The following is a 19,989-nucleotide window of genomic DNA, read 5'->3' on the forward strand; positions in this document are numbered from 1 at the left end:
CATGCTTTCATGTGGCGGGGCGCCACCGACAACGACCGACACCGCGGAGGCGGGGCGGCCGGCGCGGAAGGCACGGGTAACGCGGGGACGGGGCACGGCGGCCGCCGTGCCCCTTCCCCGTGTCACTCTCCGGGCGCTACAGGCCGTAGCGCTCCCGGGCCTCCTTCACGGCCGACGCCTTGACCTCGCCGCGGCGGGCGAGCTGCGCCAGCGCCGCGACGACGATCGACTGCGCGTCGACGCCGAAGTGGCGGCGGGCCGCCTGGCGGGTGTCGGAGAGACCGAAGCCGTCGGCACCGAGCGAGGACCAGTCCTGCTCGACCCACTGCGCGATCTGGTCCGGGACCTGGCGCATGTAGTCGGAGACCGCGAGCACCGGGCCCTCGGCACCGTGCAGCGCCTGGCGGACGAACGGCACCCGCTCCTCGCCGCGCAGCAGGGCCGCGTCGGCCTCCAGCGCGTCGCGGCGCAGCTCCGTCCAGGAGGTGGCGGACCACACGTCGGCGGCCACGCCCCACTCCTCGGCGAGCAGCTTCTGCGCCTCAAGCGTCCAGTGGATCGCCGTGCCGGAGCCGAGGAGCTGGATGCGCGGGGCGTTCGCCGCCGCCACGTTCAGGCCCGCCGACTCCGCCGTGTTGAAGCGGTACAGGCCCTTGACGATGCCCTCGTCGACACCGAGACCGGCCGGCTTGGCGGGCTGCGGCATCGGCTCGTTGTAGACCGTCAGGTAGTAGAAGACGTCCTGGTCCTCGCCCGGGGCCGCCTCGCCGTACATCCGGCGCAGACCGTCCTTGACGATCGCGGCGATCTCGTACGCGAACGCCGGGTCGTAGGACAGCGCCGCGGGGTTCGTCGCCGCGATGACGGGGGAGTGGCCGTCGGCGTGCTGGAGACCCTCACCGGTCAGGGTCGTACGGCCCGCCGTGGCACCGACCAGGAAGCCGCGGCCGAGCTGGTCGCCCAGCTGCCACATCTGGTCGGCCGTGCGCTGCCAGCCGAACATCGAGTAGAAGATGTAGAAGGGGATCATCGTCTCGCCGTGCGTGGAGTACGCGGTGGACGCGGCGATGAAGTCCGCCATGGAGCCGGCCTCGGTGATCCCCTCGTTGAGGATCTGGCCGTCCTTGGCCTCCTTGTAGTACATCAGCTGGTCGCGGTCGACCGGCTCGTACGTCTGGCCCTTGGGCGAGTAGATGCCCAGCGACGGGAAGAGCGACTCCATACCGAAGGTACGGGCCTCGTCCGGGACGATCGGCACCCAGCGGCGGCCGGTCTCCTTGTCGCGGACCAGGTCCTTGACGAGACGGACGAACGCCATCGTCGTCGCCACGTTCTGCGAGCCGGAGCCCTTGTCGAAGGACGCGAACGCCTTGTCGGCGGGGGCCGGCAGCGGGGCCACGGCGTGCGTGCGGCGGGCCGGGGCCGGGCCGCCGAGGGCCGCGCGGCGCTCCTGGAGGTAACGGACCTCGGGGGAGTCGGCGCCGGGGTGGCCGTAGGGCACCACGCCGTCGACGAACTGGCTGTCGGAGATGGGCAGTTCGAGCAGGTCACGCATCTGCTTGAACTCGTCCGTGGACAGCTTCTTCATCTGGTGGTTGGCGTTCTTCGACGCGAAGCCGGGGCCGAGGGTGTGGCCCTTGACCGTCTGCGCCAGGATCACCGTCGGCGCGCCCTTGTGCGCGAGGGCCGCGCGGTAGGCCGCGTACACCTTGCGCGACTCGTGGCCGCCGCGGGAGAGGTGGAAGCACTCCAGGATCTTGTCGTCGCTCAGCAGCTTCGCCATCTCGGCGAGCGCCGGGTCGGAGCCGAAGAAGTCCTGGCGGATGTAGGCGGCGTCGCGGGTCTGGTACGTCTGCACCTGGGCGTCGGGCACCTGGCGCAGGCGGCGGACGAGCGCGCCCGTGGTGTCGAGCTGGAACAGCTCGTCCCAGGCCGAGCCCCACAGCGACTTCACGACGTTCCAGCCGGCGCCGCGGAACTGGGCCTCCAGCTCCTGCACGATCTTGAAGTTCGCGCGGACCGGGCCGTCGAGGCGCTGGAGGTTGCAGTTGATGACGAAGGTCAGGTTGTCCAGACCCTCGCGGGAGGCCAGCGCGAGTGCCGCCGTCGACTCCGGCTCGTCCATCTCGCCGTCACCGAGGAACGCCCACACGTGGGACGCGGAGACGTCCTTGATGCCGCGGTTGGTGAGGTAGCGGTTGAAGCGGGCCTGGTAGATCGCCGACAGCGGGCCGAGGCCCATGGAGACGGTCGGGAACTCCCACAGCCAGGGCAGCCGGCGCGGGTGCGGGTACGACGGGAGGCCGTTGCCGCCCGACTCCTGGCGGAAGTTGTCCAGGTGCTGCTCGCTCAGCCGGCCGTCGAGGAAGGCGCGGGCGTAGATGCCGGGGGAGGCGTGGCCCTGGATGTAGAGCTGGTCGCCGGACCCGTCACCCTCCTTGCCCTTGAAGAAGTGGTTGAAGCCGGTCTCGTAGAGCCAGGCCGCTGAGGCGAAGGTGGCGATGTGGCCGCCGACGCCGTGCTTCGCGCCCCGGGTCACCATCGCGGCCGCGTTCCAGCGGTTCCACGCGGTGATCCGGGTCTCCATCGCCTCGTCGCCGTCCACGGAGGGCTCGGCGGCGGTGGGGATGGTGTTGACGTAGTCGGTCTCGAGCAGCTTGGGCAGCGCGAGACCGTTGCCCTCGGCGCGCTCCAGCGTGCGGCGCATCAGGTACGCGGCACGGTGCGGCCCGGCCGCCTGGGTGACGGCGTCCAGGGAGGCCTGCCACTCGGCGGTCTCCTCGGGGTCGCGGTCCGGGAGCTGGTCGAGCTCGCTCGGCTGGATTGCGGTGGGGTCGGTCATTGCGCCGCCTTCCGGATGCGGAGGGGGGTTCCCTCATCGGCAAGGGGTTTTCGGGGTGTGCCCTTGGTCTATGGCAGGACAGGGCGGAGGGCTCTTGTAGGAGCCCGTCGAGGACTGTAACCCCCTGATCGATGATCGATCAAAGGATTCCGGGGTAAATCCTCTTCAGATCGGAAAGTCGGCACGGGGTGCCTTGCCGCCAGGCACCGGGTGCCGTGAAAACGGGGGGTTTTCGCAGGTGGGAGCACGGTTGAGCGGGGGTGTGCTCCCCTGCGCCGACGCGGTCGGCCGTTCCTCAGGGGCGCGGGGCGCAGCCGAGGACGTGGGCCTTGACGAGGTCGGCGATCAGCGGGTCGCGCCGCCGGAAGGCGTCCACGAGGGCCTCGTGCTCCTCCGCGTACGACTGCTGCACGGTCCCGAGCCAGCGGATGGACAGGGCGGTGAAGACCTCGATGCCCAGGCCCTCCCAGGTGTGCAGCAGGACGGAGTTCCCGGCGGCCCGGACCAGCTCGCGGTGGAAGCCCACGGTGTGCCGGACCTGACCGGTCCCGTCGGCCAGCCGGTCGGCCTCGTACAGGGCCGTCACATGGGGTTCGAGGGCCGAGCAGTCCTCCGCCAGCCGTCCGGCCGCCAGCTCCGCGGCGATGGCCTCCAGACCGGCCCGTACGGGGTAGCTCTCCTCCAGGTCGGCGGCGGTGAGGTTGCGCACCCGGACGCCCTTGTTCGGCGCCGACTCGATCAGCCGCAGCGACTCCAGCTCGCGCAGCGCCTCGCGCACCGGGGTCTGGCTGACCTCCAGCTCGGTGGCGATCCGCCGCTCCACGATCCGCTCGCCCGGCTTCCAGCGCCCGCTGACGATCCCCTCCACGATGTGCTCGCGGATCTGTTCGCGCAGCGAGTGGACGACGGGCGCGGTCATGAAAACTCCTTTGGGAGGGGCGGCGAAACCCTCGTGGGCGTTTGACCTTTAGACAATAAGGCCGCGGCTGTGCCCGTGAGGGGTGCACGGCGGCGCTTTCCCGCAGGTGAGACGAGACTTACACGCTGTCAGAGTGTTCCCGGCCGTACGGGTTCGTACCGGGTGAAGTCGGGATTCGTACCGCCGATGTGATCGCGGAAACCGGGACGCGGCGGAAGAACGGCGGCCGGGGGAACCCGGGCGCAGCGGAAACACGTCACCCCCGCCCGGAGGTCCGGACGGGGGTGACGTGTCTGCGTGCCGTGTGCGGCGTCGCCGGTTACAGGCCGAGCTCGACCTCGAACTCGCCGGCCTCCAGGATCGCCTTGACCGCGGTCAGGTAGCGGGCGGCGTCGGCGCCGTCCACCAGACGGTGGTCGTAGGAGAGCGTCAGGTAGGTCATGTCGCGGACGCCGATCACGGTGCCCTCCTCCGTCTCGATGACGGCCGGACGCTTGACCGTGGCACCGATGCCGAGGATCGCGACCTGGTTCGGCGGCACGATGATCGTGTCGAAGAGCGCGCCGCGCGAGCCGGTGTTGGAGATGGTGAAGGTCGCGCCGGACAGCTCGTCCGGGGTGATCTTGTTCGCCCGGACCTTGCCCGCCAGGTCGGCGGTGGCCTTCGAGATGCCGGCGATGTTCAGGTCGCCCGCGCCCTTGATGACCGGGGTCATCAGGCCCTTCTCCGAGTCCACCGCGATACCGATGTTCTCGGCGTCGAAGTAGGTGATCGTGCCCTCGGCCTCGTTGATCCGGGCGTTGATGACCGGGTGGGCCTTCAGCGCCTGGGCGGCGGCCTTGACGAAGAACGGCATCGGGGAGAGCTTGACGCCCTCGCGGGCCGCGAAGGAGTCCTTCGCCTGCGCGCGGAGCTTCATCAGCCGGGTGATGTCGACCTCGACCACCGAGGACAGCTGCGCCTGCTCGCGCAGGGCCTTGACCATGTTGTCGCCGATGACCTTGCGGATGCGGGTCATCTTGACGGTCTGGCCGCGCAGCGGGGAGACCTCGAGGACCGGCGCCTTCTTGGCGGCGGCCGGGGCGGCGGCAGCGGCCGGGGCCTGAACCGCGGCGGCGGCCTTGGCGGCCTCGGCGGCGGCGACGACGTCCTGCTTGCGGATACGGCCACCGACGCCGGTGCCCTTGACGGCGGCCAGGTCGACGCCGTTCTCGGCGGCGAGCTTGCGCACCAGCGGGGTCACGTACGCGCCGTCGTCACCGGAGGTCGCGGCGGGCGCCGGGGCCGGGGTGACGGGGGCGGGCGCGGCCACCGGCGCGGGGGCCGGGGCGGCGGGGGCGACCGGAGCCGCGGGCGCGGCCGGCTGGACCGGGGCGGCGGCGGCCGGGGCGGCCGGAGCAACGGGGGCCGGAGCCGGAGCGGCGGGGGCGGCCGGGGCAGGAGCCGGGGCCGCGGGGGCGGCCGGGGCGGCGGCGGCCGGAGCGGCACCGGGAGCGCCGATGACGGCCAGCTTGGCGCCGACCTCGGCGGTCTCGTCCTCGCCGACCACGATCTCCAGCAGCACGCCGGCGACCGGCGCGGGGATCTCGGTGTCGACCTTGTCCGTGGAGACCTCGAGCAGCGGCTCGTCCTCCGCGACCTCCTCGCCGACCTGCTTCAGCCAGCGGGTGACGGTGCCCTCGGTGACCGACTCGCCCAGCGCGGGCAGCACGACGTCGGTGCCGGAGGCGCCACCGGCCGGAGCGGCGGCGGGAGCGGCCGGAGCCGGGGCCGCGGGGGCCTCGGCGACCGGGGCGGGGGCGGCCGGGGCGGCGGCCGGGGCCGGAGCCTCGGCGGCGGCGGGAGCCGGGGCGGCGGCGGGCGCGCCCGTGCCGTCGTCGATGACGGCGAGCTCGGCGCCGACCTCGACGGTCTCGTCCTCGGCGACCTTGATGGACGCCAGGATGCCGGCGGCGGGCGAGGGGATCTCGGTGTCGACCTTGTCCGTCGACACCTCCAGCAGCGGCTCGTCGGCCTCGACGCGCTCGCCCTCGGCCTTCAGCCAGCGGGTGACGGTGCCCTCGGTGACGCTCTCACCGAGTGCCGGAAGGGTTACGGAAACCGGCATGGTTTCTGTTGCTCCTTATTGGGTCTCCCCTGCTCGGCCGGGGCCGAGAGCTCGGGGAAGTGCGGAAGTCTGTGGTCGTCGTCGCGCCGCGCTCGACGCGGTGACCGGGAACGGCCGGTGGCCGGGAGACCCGGCCGGGGCCGCATCAGTCGTGCGCGTGCAGCGGCTTGCCCGCGAGGGCGAGGTGCGCCTCGCCGAGCGCCTCGTTCTGCGTCGGGTGGGCGTGGATGAGCTGGGCGACCTCGGCCGGCAGCGCTTCCCAGTTGTAGATCAGCTGGGCTTCGCCGACCTGCTCGCCCATGCGGTCGCCGACCATGTGGACGCCGACCACGGCACCGTCCTTCACCTGGACGAGCTTGATCTCGCCCGAGGTGTTGAGGATCTTGCTCTTGCCGTTGCCCGCGAGGCTGTACTTCAGGGCGACGACCTTGTCCGCGCCGTAGATCTCCTTGGCCTTGGCCTCGGTGATGCCCACGGAGGCGACCTCGGGGTGGCAGTACGTCACGCGCGGGACACCGTCGTAGTCGATCGGAACGGTCTTCAGACCCGCCAGCCGCTCCGCGACCAGCATGCCCTCGGCGAAGCCGACGTGCGCGAGCTGGAGCGTCGGGACGAGGTCGCCGACGGCGGAGATGGTGGGGACGTTCGTGCGCATGTACTCGTCGACCAGGACGTAGCCGCGGTCCATCGCGACGCCCTGCTCCTCGTAGCCGAGACCGGCGGAGACCGGGCCGCGGCCCACCGCGACGAGCAGGACCTCGGCCTCGAACTCCTTGCCGTCGGCGAGGGTGACCTTGACACCGTTCTGGGTGTACTCGGCCTTCGAGAAGAAGGTGCCCAGGTTGAACTTGATGCCGCGCTTGCGGAACGCGCGCTCAAGAAGCTTGGAGGAGTTCTCGTCCTCGACCGGGACGAGGTGCTTGAGGCCCTCGATGACCGTCACCTCGGCACCGAAGGACTTCCACGCCGAGGCGAACTCGACGCCGATGACGCCGCCGCCCAGGATGATCGCGGACTGCGGGACGCGGTCCAGGACGAGCGCGTGGTCCGAGGAGATGATGCGGTTGCCGTCGATCTCCAGGCCCGGCAGCGACTTCGGCACGGAGCCGGTCGCGAGGAGCACGTGGCGGCCGGTGATCCGCTGACCGTTCACGTCGACGGAGGTCGGGGAGGACAGACGGCCCTCACCCTCGATGTACGTCACCTTGCGGGACGCGATGAGACCCTGCAGACCCTTGTACAGGCCCGAGATGACCCCGTCCTTGTACTTGTGGACGGCGGGTACGTCGATGCCCTCGAAGGTGGCCTTGACGCCGAACTGCGCGCTCTCGCGGGCCTGGTCGGCGATCTCGCCCGCGTGCAGCAGGGCCTTCGTGGGGATGCACCCACGGTGCAGGCAGGTACCGCCGACCTTGTCCTTCTCGATCAGGGCGACGTCCAGGCCCAGCTGCGCTCCGCGCAGCGCCGCGGCGTAACCGCCGCTACCGCCGCCGAGGATCACTAGGTCGAAAACGGTGCTGGCGTCGTTCGCCACGTCACGTCCTCCATGCATGTGCGCCGTTACGCCGGGCACCTTTGTCCCTTACGGGTGGTTGACCGGTCGGTCGGCTGGTGTCCGGCCGCTCTTTCTACGGCCCTGTGGTGGGGGCCCTGTCCTGCCGAGAACCCATCTTCGCACTTGTCGAGGGCGAGCGAGACGCCGGGCCGGTGTGTGCGGCGTCTGATCCATCACGTCGACGGGGTGCGGAGCAGGCTGAACCTGCGGATTTCGTCGAGGGCGAAACCTCCGTTCGGCCAAACGAGCGGCCCCGGGCGCGTTCACGCCCGGGGCCGTGTGCCGCTGGAGGGCTCAGCCCAGGTCGCCCGCCGCCGTCAGCTCGGCGAGACGGACCAGGGTGCGGACCGCGGAACCGGTGCCGCCCTTGGGGGTGTAGCCGAACGGGCCGGCCTCGTTGAACGCGGGGCCCGCGATGTCCAGGTGCGCCCAGGTGATGCCCTCGCCGACGAACTCGCGCAGGAACAGGCCGGCGACCAGGCCGCCGCCCATGCGCTCGCCCATGTTGGCGATGTCGGCGGTGGGGGAGTCCATGCCCTTGCGCAGGTGCTCGGGCAGCGGCATCGGCCAGGACTCCTCGCCGACCTCCTCGGCGGCCTCGACGATCGCGCCACGGAAGGCGTCGTCGTTGGCCATCACGCCGAAGGTGCGGCTGCCGAGCGCCAGCACCATCGCGCCGGTCAGCGTCGCCACGTCGACGATCGCGTCGGGCTTCTCCTCGGACGCCTTCCACAGCGCGTCCGCCAGGACGAGGCGGCCCTCGGCGTCGGTGTTCAGGACCTCGACGGTCTTGCCGCTGTACATGCGCAGCACGTCACCCGGACGGGTGGCTGAGCCGGACGGCATGTTCTCGGCGAGCGCGAGCCAGCCCGTCACGTTGACCTCGAGGCCGAGGCGTGCGGCGGTGACGACGGCGGCGAACACCGCGGCGGCGCCGGCCATGTCGCACTTCATCGTCTCGTTGTGGCCGGCCGGCTTGAGCGAGATGCCGCCCGAGTCGTAGGTGATGCCCTTGCCGACGAAGGCGAGGTGCTTCTTGGCCTTGGAGGAGGTGTACGAGAGCTTCACCAGGCGGGGACCCGCGGCCGAGCCGGCGCCGACGCCCAGGATGCCGCCGAAGCCGCCCTTGACCAGGGCCTTCTCGTCGAGCACCTGCACCTTGATGCCGTGCTCCTTGCCGGCCGCGGTGGCGACGGCGGCGAAGGACTCCGGGTTGAGGTCGTTCGGCGGGGTGTTGACGAGGTCGCGGGCGCGGTTGAGCTCCTCGGTCACGGCGGTGGCGCGCGCCAGGGCCGCCTTGTACGCCGCGTCCCGGGGCTTGCCGCCGAGGACGGTCACCTCGCCGAGGGGGCCCTTGCGGCCCTTGGCGGCCTCGTCGCGGCCCGCCTCCTTGTAGGCGTCGAAGCCGTACGCGCCCAGGCGGGCGCCCTCGGCGACGGCACCGGCGTCGGCGGCGTCCGAGACCGGCAGCGCGAACGCGGCCTTCTTGGCGCCGGCGAGAGCGCGGGCGGCGACACCGGCAGCGCGGCGCAGGGCCTCCGCGTCGTAGCCGGCCTCGTCCTCCGGGACCGCTCCCAGGCCGACGGCCACCACGACGGGGGCCTTGAAACCGGACGGCGCGGGCAGCTTGGTCACCTCGCCCTCGGAACCGGAGGCTCCGAGGGTCTCCAGGATTCCGGCGAGGCCGCCGTCGTACGCCTTGTCCACGGCCTCGGCGCCCGGTGCGACGACCGGGCCCTTGGGGCCCTTCGCGACACCGACGACGATCGCGTCGGCCCGCAGACCGGACGCTGCGGCGGTGCTGAGAGTGAGAGCAGTCACGGTGGTGAGATCTCCGCTTCCATTGAAAGTTCGTGTGGCCGAGAGGGGGTGGGTCGACCGGGCCCGACGGCTGACCCTAGATCCGTCCTCGGGGGCGGTCCTTGCCGGGGCCCCCGACGGGGCGGGCGTGTACCCGGGACGAGCCTACGCTCGGGGCCCGGTTTCGCTCATTTCTCCGGACGTTCACCCACAGGTGGCGCCGTCCATGATTCCTGCCCTTCACTCCCGGTGAGCTGAGACACACTCATCGTGTTCAGTGGACACGCCGTCCACTGATTTGCACGATTTCCACAGATTCCCCATGGTTTCCACCCGTGGGGAATGCTCGAGGGGGAGAAAGCTACATATGGCACAGAGTCTGCTTCGGTGGAGAGGGACGGCTGCCGTCCTGGGGGCCGCCGGACTCCTGGCGCTGGGCATGGGGGCACCGGGTGCGTCCGCGGCGGTCACGCCGCGGATCGACCTCAAGGTCCTGGTCGTGGACAACGGCGCGGGCCAGGTCGGAGCCATCACCGCGGAGCTGAAGAACGAGGGTGTCCCGTACACCACGGTCAACCTGGGCGACGCGAACCGCCCGACCATCAACGCGACGTTCCTGAGTGACACCGTGGGCGGCGTCCCGCGCGCCAAGTACCAGGGCGTCGTCCTGCCGAACGAGGCGCCCTTCGGCGCGGGTTCGGCCGAACAGACCGCTCTGGAGGCTTACGAGAAGACGTTCGGCATCCCGCAGGTCGACGCCTACACCTGGGCCCACCCGGAGGTCGGTCTCGACTACACCAGTGAGAACGGCGGCTGGTCCGGAGTGCTGGACGGCCAGACCACGCAGGTCACCGCGGCGGGCACGACCGGCCCGTTCCGCTACCTCGACGGACCGCTGACCTTCGAGGACAACGACCCGGCCGTGCAGGAGACCTACGGCTACGCGGCCCACCCGAGGGACGGGTTCACCAGCTACCTGAACGCGCCCTCGGGCGGTTCGATGCTCGGGCAGTACGAGCACGACGGGCGCCGCGAACTCGTGGTGACCTTCGCCTACAACCAGTACCAGAAGCAGTTCAAGGTCCTGGCGCGCGGCATCGTCGACTGGCTCACCCAGGGCGTGCACCTCGGCCAGGCCAGGAACTACTTCTCCGTCCACGTCGACGACGTCTTCGCGTCCGACGCGCGCTGGGACTCCCAGCGCAACTGCACCCCGGGCGACATCGACTGCGCGGGCAGCGACGGCGGGGACACCACCACGCCGATCCGCATGACCGCGGCCGACGCCGCCTACGCCGCCCAGTGGGAGGCCGACCACGGGTTCACGCTCGACATGGTCTTCAACGCGGGCGCGGGGGAGGAGTGGAAGTCCGACAACGGCGGCACCGACGCCCTCACGGACCAACTGCTGGCCGACAAGGCCAAGTTCCGCTGGATGAACCACACCTACACGCACCTGTTCCTCGGCTGCGTCCAGGACACCACGACCGTCCCCTGGACCTGCTCGAAGAACGCCGACGGCTCCACGAAGTGGGTGAGCCGGTCGGACATCTCCGCGGAGATCTCCAACAACAACAACTGGGCCGCCTCGCACGGCCTTTCCACCGACCGCACCGAGCTGGTGACCGGCGAGCACTCGGGTCTCAAGACGCTGCCCCAGCAGCCCGTCGACAACCCGAACCTCGCCCGCGCCCTGTCCGCGAACGGCGTCAAGTGGACCGGGTCCGACAACTCCCGTGAGCCCGAGCAGCGTTCGGTCGGCAACGGCGTGATGACCGTCCCCCGCTACCCGATGAACATCTACTACAACACCGGCACGCCCGAGGAGATGGCCGACGAGTACAACTACATCTACACCTCCAAGGCCGACGGCGGCAGCGGCGTCTGTGAGAACAGCGCCACGTCCACCTGCCTGACGGCCCCGCTGAACACGGCCACCGGCTACGCGGACTACATCGTCCCGACCGAGGCGCGCACCGCGCTCGGCCACGCCATCGGCAACGACCCGCGGCCGCACTACGTCCACCAGTCCAACCTGGCCGAGGGCCGCATCCTCTACCCGGTCCTGAACAAGGTGCTCGCCGACTACAAGGCGATCTACGCGGACAACGCCCCGTTGCAGAACCCCCGCCAGAGCGCCATCGGCACGGAGCTCCAGCGCCGTACCGACTGGCAGACGGCCCTGGCGAGCGGCAGGGTCACGGCCTACCGCGTCGGCAACAAGGTCACCGTCACCGCCCCGAACGGGACGCAGATCCCGGTGACCGTGCCCGAGGGGACCACGAAGCAGCTCACGCTCGGCACTGCCGCGTTCGGCACCCCGTACGCGGGTGAGCGCAACGACTGGACCACGCCGGAGCTCCTCCAGTCCGCCGTCAAGCTGAACCTGCCCGCCTAGGCGCGCACCACCACGGCTCGCCACGCGCACCCCGGCCGTCTCAGGCCGGGGTGCGCGTCCGTGCCGGCACGGGAGACCGTCCCTCTCCCGGCCCCACGGCCGGGCCCTCACCCGTGAACGCCGGGGTCAGCCGAGGGAGAGCACCACGAGCGCGGTCGTCGCCGCCGTCTCCGCCAGGCCGCCGAACACATCGCCGGTGACCCCGCCGAACCGCCTGGTGCAGTGCCGCAGCAGCAGTTCGGCCGCCAGGCAGGCGAGGCCCACCGCCACCGCGGCGCGCACCGTCCCGTACGTCCCCCCGAGCGCGCCCGCGCCCGCCGCCACCGCCGTCAGCGCCGCCGCCACCAGCAGCGCGCCCCGCGGCGGCACGGTTCCCGCGACCGCGGCGCCCAGTCCCTCGGGGCGGGCCGGGGGCACCCCGGCGCGGGCGGCGAGCGTGAGGGCGAGCCGGGCCGCTCCCGCCGAGACGACGGCGGCGAGGGCACCCCGGCCCCACGAGACCTCGTACGCCTGCGCGAGTGCGGCCACCTGGGCGAGCAGGACGAACAGGAGGGTGATCACACCGAACGGGCCGATGTCCGACTGCTTCATGATCCGCAGCGCGTCCTCGGCGGGCTTTCCGCTGCCCAGCCCGTCCGCGGTGTCGGCGAGACCGTCGAGGTGCAGACCCCGGGTGAGCGCGGCCGGTACGGCGGCGGTGGCCACGGCCGCGAGCAGCGGGCCCGCGCCCATGGCCAGCAGCGCCACCCCCGCCAGTGCCGCGCCCGCCCCGACCGTCAGACCCACCAGCGGGGCGCACAGCATGCCGCCGCGTGCCGCCTCACGGTCCCAGCGGGTCACCTTCACGGGGAGCACGGTGAGGGTGCCGAAGGCGAAACGCAGACTGTCGGACGGCGAGGGCCCGGAGGCGGTCTTGGACATCGGCGCAGGCTATCCGGACGCCCGGCGGGCGGATGCAGCGGTGCTGGATAAAGTTCGCATATGGGTCATTGGTTGTATCGGAACATCGTCGAGCCCGGGAAGCTCCCCCTGTTCCTGGCGCTGGCCTCGTTCGTGGTGACCTTCGTCGTCACCCGCGTCATCGTGCGGATGATCCGCGCAGGCAAGGGCCCCTTCGGCAACGTCAAGGCCGGCGATCTGCACATCCACCACGTGGTCCCCGGTGTCGTGCTCACGGTGATCGGGGGCTTCGGCGCGGTCGCCGGCAGCCGCTACGGATTCTGGCCCTGTGTGAGCGCGGTGGTGTTCGGCATCGGAACGGGTCTCGTGCTCGACGAGTTCGCGCTGATCCTGCACCTCGACGACGTCTACTGGAGCGAGGACGGACGCAAGAGCGTCGAGGTCGTGGTGGTCACGGCGGCCCTCGTCGGCCTGATGCTCAGCGGCTTCTCGCCGTTCGGCGTCAACGACGTCGGCAACCAGGAGGCGCAGGACCGGGCCAGCGCGATCGTGACCATCGTCCTGAACTTCTTCTTCGCGCTGCTCACCCTGAGCAAGGGCAAGACCCGGATGGCGATCTTCGGGGTGATCGTGCCCTTCATCGCCCTCATCGGCGCCGTCAGGCTGGCGAAGCCCGCCTCGCCGTGGGCCAGGCGCTTCTACCGGAACCGGCCGCGGGCCCGCGCCCGGTCCAGACTCCGCTCCTACCGCCACGACCGCCGCTGGGCGGGCCCCGCCCGCAGGGTTCAGGAGTGGATCGGCGGCAAACCCGACCCGGCGCCCGCCCGCTCCCTGCCCGAACGGCGGTGATGCGCCGCAGAGAGAGCGCAGACCACGAACACCGCGGCGATCGCCGCCAGGTGCTCCTTGCCCGCCAGGTTGTCCTTGAGGATCACCTCGGCCACCATGGCGCCGATCACGATCCCGGCCGTCACGTACGCCCGGTAGCGCCAGCCCAGGAACACCGCGAGGCCCACCACGGCCGCCGACGGGCCGGTGTCGACGACCAGCGCGTCGGCCCCCGGCAGCCCCAGCGGGCGGTGCGGTCCCAGCGCGATGCCGACGCGCGCGTACAGCGTCCCGGCCAGCGTGGCCACGTACGCGACGACGAGCGTGCGCCACCAGCCCAGGGTGATCTCGGCGATCCCGAACACGACGAGGATCTGCGCGAGCGCGCCCCACACCGGCAGGTCGAGCGCGGGCACGAACAGCGAGAGCGGGGTGCGCAGCAGGGCCTGCCACAGCGGGTCCGCGGCCCGCACGGCGCCGGTGTCCTGCACGAACTGATAGCCCCAGGGCCGGTTCTGGACGAACTGGAGGGCGGCCGTCAGGCACACCGCGCCGAGGGTCATCGGGACCGCCCGCCACCCCCTCGCCCGCAGGGCCCGGCGGACGGTCGCGTACAGCAGACCCCACTCGGCTCGGGCCCAGCGGGCGAGTGTGCTCATCCGGTCGTCCCCACGGCTCTCCTCACGCCGGCCCCCGCCGGTCTCATCTGTGCGTGCCCAGGTGCTTGCGGTGCAGCCACTTCGGCAGGCCCGGTGCCTCCAGGAACCCCTCGGCGCGCGCGGACGCGACCCCGATGCGCAGCAGGTCCGCGCTCTTCTCGAAGAGCAGGAACCGCGGCTCCCAGATGGGCCGGTACTTGGCGTTGGCCCGGTACAGCGACTCGATCTGCCACCAGCGGGAGAAGAAGCTGAGCAGCGACCGCCACAGCCGCAGCACCGGACCCGCGCCGAGACGCGCCCCACGTTCGAAGACCGAACGGAACATGGCGAAGTTGAGTGAGACCTGAGTGATCCCGATCTCCCCCGCGCGCCGCAGGAGTTCGATCACCATGAACTCCATGAGCCCGTTCTCGGCGTCGCGGTCGCGCCGCATCAGATCGAGGGAGAGCCCCTCGGGGCCCCAGGGCACGAAGGACAGCACCGCCCTCAACCCGCCCTCGGCGTCGGTGCATTCGAGCATCACGCAGCGCCCGTCCTCGGGGTCGCCGAGCCGTCCGAGCGCCATGCTGAAACCGCGCTCGGTCGCCCCGTCGCGCCAGTCGTCCGCGCACCGGAGCAGATACGCCATCTCGGCGGCCGGGATGTCCTCGTGCCGCCGGATGCGCACCCGGTACCCGGCCCGCTTCACCCGGTTGTAGGCCTGCCGGACGGTCCGCATGGCCCGCCCCTCCAGGGTGAACTCGGCGGTCTCGACGAGGGCTTCGTCGCCCAGCTCCAGGGCGTCGAACCCGTGCCGGGAGTAGACGGTGCCCGCCTCCTCGCTCGCGCCCATCACGGCCGGGATCCAGCCGTGCTCGCGGGCCTCGGCGAGCCAGGGCTCGATGGCGCCGGGCCAGGCCTCGGGGTCGCCGATGGGGTCGCCGCCGGCCAGGGAGACCCCGCCCACCACCCGGTACGCCACCGCCGCCTTGCCGGTGGGCGACCAGACCACGCTCTTCTCCCGGCGCAGCGAGAAGTAGCCCAGCGAGTCCCGGTCGCCGTTGCGCTCCAGCAGTTCCCGCAGCCGCTTCTCGTCGTCCTCGGTGAGCGGGTCGACGGCGCGCCGGGAGCGGAAGGCCGCGTAGAGGGCGGCGAGCACCAGCAGGGTGCTGAGCACGTTGACCGAGACGTTGACCCAGTTCGGGGTGGCGATCCCGGGGTAGTGGGAGCCGTCGGCGGCGACCGAGACGAGCCGCAGGGTGCCGTAGCGCCAGCGGTCGAGGAAGGTCGAACGGTGGGCGTCGTGCGCGTGGTTGGTGACCGTGACCAGCAGCGCGGCGAGCAGCGAGGTGACCAGCAGCCCCCCGGCCGCCACGGCCGCGGCGAGCTTCGGGTTCGACCGGTCGCCCTTGGCGTAGAACTCCCGGCGCCCGGCGGCCAGGGAGACCACGAAGGCGGCGGTCAGGGCGAGGGAGACCCAGTTCTGCGCGTACTGGCGGATCTCCGGGAACGCCATCGCGACACCCAGCAGCAGCAGGAACAGGCCGCTGAGCACGGAGTTGAGGATCCACGCGGCCCGCTTGCGCCGGCGCATCGTGATGGCCAGGAACATCGTGAACACGCCCGAGGCGAAGCCCGCGGTCAGCAGATAGGGCGTGAAGTAGTTCTCGGTGTTGTGCCGGCGCACGTCCTGGCCGAGCGACACCCAGGCGGCGCTCAGAAAGTTGATGAACGTGACCGCGCGCAGGTACCACACGGCGAAGGCCGCGGACCGCCGCGAGGCGGCCGTGGACCGCCGTTCCCCGTCACTCCGGCGGGCCGACGCCCGTCCCTGGTCAACGGCAATTCGGGCATCTCCCATAACGGGCGATGATATGGGTCAAAACGCCCGTAAAGATTCAGCCCCTCCGGCGATCGGGAAGCGGCGGTCCGTCCCGGCCTGGGCTACGCCTCGGAGCCGGCTCCGGCGCCCGGCCCGGATTCCGGACCGCCCTCGGGCCCGGCCTCCGGAGCGGCGTCCGGCGTGGACCCGGCCGGCTCCTCCGGGGCCTCCGCCTCCGGGGAAGCCGCCTCCGGAAGCTCCGCCGCGAGACTCGCCGCGGCCCGCACCAGCGGCAGCGCGAGCAACGCCCCCACGCCCTCGCCCACCGTCACCCCGTGATCGAGCAACGGCTCCAGGGCCATCCGGTCCAGCGCCTTCGCCTGCGCCGGCTCCCCGCTGCGCTGCCCGGCCAGCCACCAGTCGGGCGCCCGGAAGGCGACCCGCTGTCCGACCAGCGCGCACGCCGCCGCCACGACCCCGTCGAGGATCACCGGCATCTTCCGCGCCGCGCTCTGGAGCAGGAACCCGGTCATCGCCGCCAGATCGGCCCCGCCCACCGTCGCCAGCAGCTGGAGCTGGTCCCCGAGCACGGGCCGCGCCCGCCGCAGCGCGTCGCGCACCGCGGCGCACTTGCGCATCCACGCGAGGTCGTCGATGGCCTGCCCGCCGCGCCCGGTCACGACGGACGCGTCGGTCCCGCACAGTGCCGCGACCAGGACGGCCGCCGCCGTGGTCCCGCCCACGCTGATGTCGCCGAGTACCACCAGATCCGTACCGGAGTCCGCCTCCTCGTCGGCGACGGCCATCCCGGCCCGGAACGCGGCCTCCGCCTCCTCCGGCGTCATCGCGTCCTCGACGTCGATCCGCCCCGAACCGCGCCGGACCCGGTGCCGCGAGACGTCCTCGGGCAGCTCCGCGGGATCCGCCTCCAGCGACATGTCGACCACCCGCACCGGGACGCCGAGCCCGCGGGCCAGCACCGAAGCGGGGCTCGCGCCCTCCAGGACCGCCCGCACCAGCGCGGAGGCACTGCCCGCAGGGCGCGCCGACACGTCGAGGGCCGCGACCCCGTGGTCGCCCGCGAACAGCACGGCGCGCGGGTGCTCGATCGGCCGTACCGGCACCGCGGACTGCGCCGCGGCCAGCCATTCGCCCAGGTCGTCGAGGCGGCCCAGGGCCCCCGGCGGCACGGTCCTGCGCTCCCGGTACGCCTCGGCGTCACGCCGTACGCCACCGTCGGGACGCTCGATCAGATCGGTGAAGTCGTCGAGATTAAGCGAGCTCATTCGCCGAACAGTACCGGCACTGATCGAACGCGTCCGCGCCACGTCGCTGCACTCCGGATCGCCATCTCATACGTACCTTTTGTATCGGATTGTCGTACGGCTCGTCCCCGACAGGAGCGACCATGCCCCCCAGCCCGCAGCCGACCGCCGAACGCCGTGCCGCCGACACGGCCGAACCCGCCCAGGGCACCGCCCGGTTCCCCGAACCGCGCCGCGCCGACTGCCCCTGGTGCGGCTCCGGGAACCTGCGCGCCCGGCTGCGCGCACCGGACCCGCGCCGGCGCGGGCCGGGAGGGTCCGTGGTCGACGCGTGCGGGGACTGCGCCCACGTCTTCCAGAACCCCCGGCGCGCCACCGGGATGCCGGCCTTCCCGCACGACCGGCTGCTCGCCCACCCCGGTCTCGCCGCCCGCCATCGCGCCGCGGCCCGCGCCCTGCTGCCCTTCACGGAGCCCGAGAGCTGGCTCGACATCGGCACCGGGCACGGACACTTCCCCGCGGCGGCCAGGACGGTCCACCCGTACACGTCCTTCGACGGACTCGACCCGACACGGCGGGTCGAGCGGGCGCGGGCGGCGGGACGGGTGGAGGAGGCGCACGTCGGACGGCCCGCCGACCCCCCGATCGCGGAGCGGCTGCGGGCCCGCTACGACGTCGTGAGCATGTTCCACCACCTGGATCGCGCGCCCGAACCCCGCGAGGAACTGCGCGCCGCGCTGGAGCTGTTGCGGCCCGGCGGCCACCTCCTGGTCGAAACGACCGACCCCGACTGCGCGTTCGCCGCGCTGCTCGGCACGTGGTGGCCGGCGCACGGCCGTCCGGACCATCCGCACCTCGTGCCGCTCCCCAGCCTGCTCGGCGAACTGGAGGCACTCGGCTGCGTGGTCGTCGCCACGGACCGGCGCGAACCGCACGTACCCCACGACCTCTCCGGCGCCCTCGCGCTGGCCCTCGCGCGCGTCCTGCCGGCCCCCGACGCCCCCTCGCGCCCGTCCGCGCCCGCCCCCCTCCGGCGCGCCGCGTCCCGCGTCCTGGGCCGCGCGTCCGTCGCGCTCCTCGCCCCGGCCGTCGCGCTGGACCGGCTGCTGGCCCCCGCGCTGCGCCGCACCCGCTTCTCGAACGCCTACCGCGTCGTCGCCCGCAAGGAGGACTGACCCGGCGCGGCCCGGCGGCCGGGGGACGGCGGGCCGGGTCAGCCCCGCAGCGTCAGGGCCTGCCCCGCCACCACCAGCAGCACGTGCTCGCACTCCCCGGCGAACGCCGCGTTCAGCCGCCCGAGTTCGTCGCGGTAGCGGCGCCCGGAGGCCGTGGCGGGCACGATGCCCGAGCCGACCTCGTTGGAGACGGCGACGAGCGTACGGCGGGTGGTGCGGACGGCGGAGACGAGCTCCTCGACGCGGGCGCGCAGGGCCCGTTCACCACCCCCGGACCACTCGGCGTCGTCCCAGGCGTTCACCGTGTCCATGGCGTCCGTCAGCCACAGCGACAGACAGTCCACGAGCAGCGGCGGGCCCTTCTCGGCCAGGAGCGGCACCAGGTCGCAGGTCTCGACGGTCCGCCAGGAGCCGGGCCGCCGCTCACGGTGGGCACTGACCCGCTGCGCCCATTCGGAGTCCCCGCCGCGGGTGCCTCCCGTGGCGACGTACAGGACGTCGGCGAAGGTCTCCATCCGCCGCTCCGCCTCCACCGACTTGCCCGAGCGCGCCCCGCCGAGCACCAGGGTCCGGCGCGGGACGTCGGGCACGTCCTCGTAGACGCCCACGTCGAGCGTCGTCCCGTCGGGCACGGCCCGGGCGCCCGCGGCGGCGAGCCGTCTGCGCAGCTCGGCCCCCGGGGGCACGTCGTGGTCGAGGTGCACCGCGATCACGTCCGTCGTCGGGTCGACCGCGCCGGCCGCCCGCAGCCTCGCCAGGGCGTCGGGGCGGCCCACCACGTCCAGGAGCACCATGTGGTAGGCCCCGCCGTTCTCGTCCAGGCCCGCGGGGGCCGCGCCCGGCGGCAGGTACAGCAGCCGCTGTCCGGCCGGCCCGGTGACCGCGTACCCGGTGCCGGGCGCGTCCGTCGGCACCGCCCGCACCCGGTGACCCGTCAGCAGGGCCAACTCCCGTCCGTCGGGGACCCGGCCGGGCTGCGGCAGCCCGGCCGGCACCTCCATGGCGGGCCCGTCGTGCGGGTGGGAGAGCAGCACCTGCCGTACACCGCCCAGCGAGTGGCCGGCGCGGGCCGCGGCGAACGCGGCACCGGGGGTGAGGTCGAGGAGCAGGGTGCCGTCGACCATGAGTGCGGTGGCCGCCCGCGCCTCCTCGCCGAGCGCGCTCGCGCAGGCGGCGCAGGGACAGTCGGGGCGGGGCAGGCCCGCGGGGGCACCGGTGCCGAGCAGTGTCAGTTCCACGCCGCCGATTTTTCCGTGTCCCCGCACGTCTTGCGCGCCCGGCTAGGCTTCGGACGGGAGACGGATCTTGTCCGGCTTCCGCTGTGCAGTGTGCTCACACCTTGGAGGCGTACATGGCGGCATGGACGTGGCGGTTCGAGAAGTCCGACGGGACAGAGGTCCAACCCGCGGTGCAGCCCGAGGAGTTCACCACCCAGGGCGATGCGGAGTCCTGGATCGGTGAGGTGTGGAAGGACCTTCTGGCGGGTGGCGCGGACCAGGTGTTCCTCTTCGAGGACAGCACGCAGATCTACGGTCCGATGAGCCTGCACGCCGAAGCGGAGTAGGCCGGTGGGGGTTGCCGGGGTCGTCCCCGGCAACCCGCCGCCGTCGGCGAAGGACCCCCGGCGGGGGCCAAAGACGCCCCGGGGCCCGCCGGCGGGCGGGGCGGGCCCCGGCGGCGTCAGCCCCCGAACCCGCCCCCAACTGGTCTACCTACGCCTCGACACCACCCTTACCACGC

At 72.5% G+C, this 19,989-nt stretch carries 14 protein-coding genes; 4 read left to right on the plus strand and 10 right to left on the minus strand.

The window, feature by feature from the left end; all coding sequences use genetic code 11:
- Positions 1–136: 136 nt before the first annotated feature.
- From aceE to ACFWI4_RS38510, 5 genes are all read right to left on the minus strand, one after another.
- Complete coding sequence (gene aceE / locus ACFWI4_RS38490; protein ID WP_387206012.1) at positions 137–2,842, minus strand: pyruvate dehydrogenase (acetyl-transferring), homodimeric type; 2,706 nt, start codon at positions 2,840–2,842, stop codon at positions 137–139.
- Positions 2,843–3,137: 295 nt separating this feature from the next.
- On the minus strand, positions 3,138–3,761 hold the full coding sequence (locus ACFWI4_RS38495) for a GntR family transcriptional regulator (protein ID WP_328555938.1): 624 nt from the start codon (positions 3,759–3,761) through the stop codon (positions 3,138–3,140).
- 319 nt (positions 3,762–4,080) lie between these two features.
- Positions 4,081–5,868: a 2-oxoglutarate dehydrogenase, E2 component, dihydrolipoamide succinyltransferase gene (gene sucB / locus ACFWI4_RS38500; RefSeq protein WP_387206014.1), complete on the minus strand. Its 1,788-nt coding sequence runs from the start codon at positions 5,866–5,868 to the stop codon at positions 4,081–4,083.
- Positions 5,869–6,013: 145 nt separating this feature from the next.
- Positions 6,014–7,402 carry a dihydrolipoyl dehydrogenase gene (gene lpdA / locus ACFWI4_RS38505; RefSeq protein ID WP_339128963.1) on the minus strand — a complete coding sequence of 463 codons (1,389 nt, stop codon included), beginning with the start codon at positions 7,400–7,402 and terminating at the stop codon, positions 6,014–6,016.
- Between the two features lie 315 nt (positions 7,403–7,717).
- On the minus strand, positions 7,718–9,244 hold the full coding sequence (locus tag ACFWI4_RS38510) for a leucyl aminopeptidase (RefSeq protein WP_385407194.1): 1,527 nt from the start codon (positions 9,242–9,244) through the stop codon (positions 7,718–7,720).
- Between the two features lie 346 nt (positions 9,245–9,590).
- Between ACFWI4_RS38510 and ACFWI4_RS38515 the strand changes: the two genes are divergently transcribed.
- The gene (locus ACFWI4_RS38515; RefSeq protein WP_387206016.1) at positions 9,591–11,621 is read left to right on the plus strand and encodes a hypothetical protein; all 2,031 of its coding nucleotides are present in this window, start codon (positions 9,591–9,593) and stop codon (positions 11,619–11,621) included.
- A 126-nt stretch (positions 11,622–11,747) separates the two neighbouring features.
- Here ACFWI4_RS38515 and ACFWI4_RS38520 read toward each other — a convergent pair whose 3' ends face one another.
- A complete protein-coding gene (locus ACFWI4_RS38520) occupies positions 11,748–12,542 on the minus strand; it encodes an adenosylcobinamide-GDP ribazoletransferase (protein WP_387206018.1) in 795 nt (264 codons plus the stop codon).
- A 60-nt stretch (positions 12,543–12,602) separates the two neighbouring features.
- Between ACFWI4_RS38520 and ACFWI4_RS38525 the strand changes: the two genes are divergently transcribed.
- Entirely contained in the window at positions 12,603–13,370 is a 768-nt protein-coding gene (locus tag ACFWI4_RS38525) for a hypothetical protein (RefSeq protein ID WP_387206020.1), read from the plus strand.
- Here the strand turns inward: ACFWI4_RS38525 and ACFWI4_RS38530 are convergent.
- The 3 genes from ACFWI4_RS38530 to cobT all read right to left on the minus strand — a co-directional run bounded on the left by ACFWI4_RS38530 (position 13,307) and on the right by cobT (position 17,095).
- The gene (locus ACFWI4_RS38530) at positions 13,307–14,008 is read right to left on the minus strand and encodes a hypothetical protein (RefSeq protein ID WP_387206022.1); all 702 of its coding nucleotides are present in this window, start codon (positions 14,006–14,008) and stop codon (positions 13,307–13,309) included. The genes ACFWI4_RS38525 and ACFWI4_RS38530 overlap by 64 nt on opposite strands.
- A 43-nt stretch (positions 14,009–14,051) precedes the next feature.
- Positions 14,052–15,848: a phosphatidylglycerol lysyltransferase domain-containing protein gene (locus tag ACFWI4_RS38535; RefSeq protein ID WP_387206024.1), complete on the minus strand. Its 1,797-nt coding sequence runs from the start codon at positions 15,846–15,848 to the stop codon at positions 14,052–14,054.
- An 83-nt stretch (positions 15,849–15,931) separates the two neighbouring features.
- Positions 15,932–17,095: a nicotinate-nucleotide--dimethylbenzimidazole phosphoribosyltransferase gene (gene cobT, locus ACFWI4_RS38540; protein WP_387206026.1), complete on the minus strand. Its 1,164-nt coding sequence runs from the start codon at positions 17,093–17,095 to the stop codon at positions 15,932–15,934.
- Between the two features lie 122 nt (positions 17,096–17,217).
- Here cobT and ACFWI4_RS38545 point away from each other — a divergent pair, with 122 nt between their 5' ends.
- Positions 17,218–18,249 carry a class I SAM-dependent methyltransferase gene (locus ACFWI4_RS38545; protein WP_387206028.1) on the plus strand — a complete coding sequence of 344 codons (1,032 nt, stop codon included), beginning with the start codon at positions 17,218–17,220 and terminating at the stop codon, positions 18,247–18,249.
- 38 nt (positions 18,250–18,287) lie between these two features.
- Here the strand turns inward: ACFWI4_RS38545 and ACFWI4_RS38550 are convergent, their stop codons facing one another.
- Complete coding sequence (locus tag ACFWI4_RS38550; RefSeq protein ID WP_387206030.1) at positions 18,288–19,487, minus strand: bifunctional adenosylcobinamide kinase/adenosylcobinamide-phosphate guanylyltransferase; 1,200 nt, start codon at positions 19,485–19,487, stop codon at positions 18,288–18,290.
- Positions 19,488–19,600: 113 nt separating this feature from the next.
- Between ACFWI4_RS38550 and ACFWI4_RS38555 the strand changes: the two genes are divergently transcribed.
- Complete coding sequence (locus ACFWI4_RS38555) at positions 19,601–19,813, plus strand: hypothetical protein (RefSeq protein WP_361691930.1); 213 nt, start codon at positions 19,601–19,603, stop codon at positions 19,811–19,813.
- Positions 19,814–19,989 lie beyond the last annotated feature (176 nt).

Source organism: Streptomyces sp. NPDC127038 (genome assembly GCF_042725875.1).
In the GTDB taxonomy this organism is placed as follows: domain Bacteria; phylum Actinomycetota; class Actinomycetes; order Streptomycetales; family Streptomycetaceae; genus Streptomyces.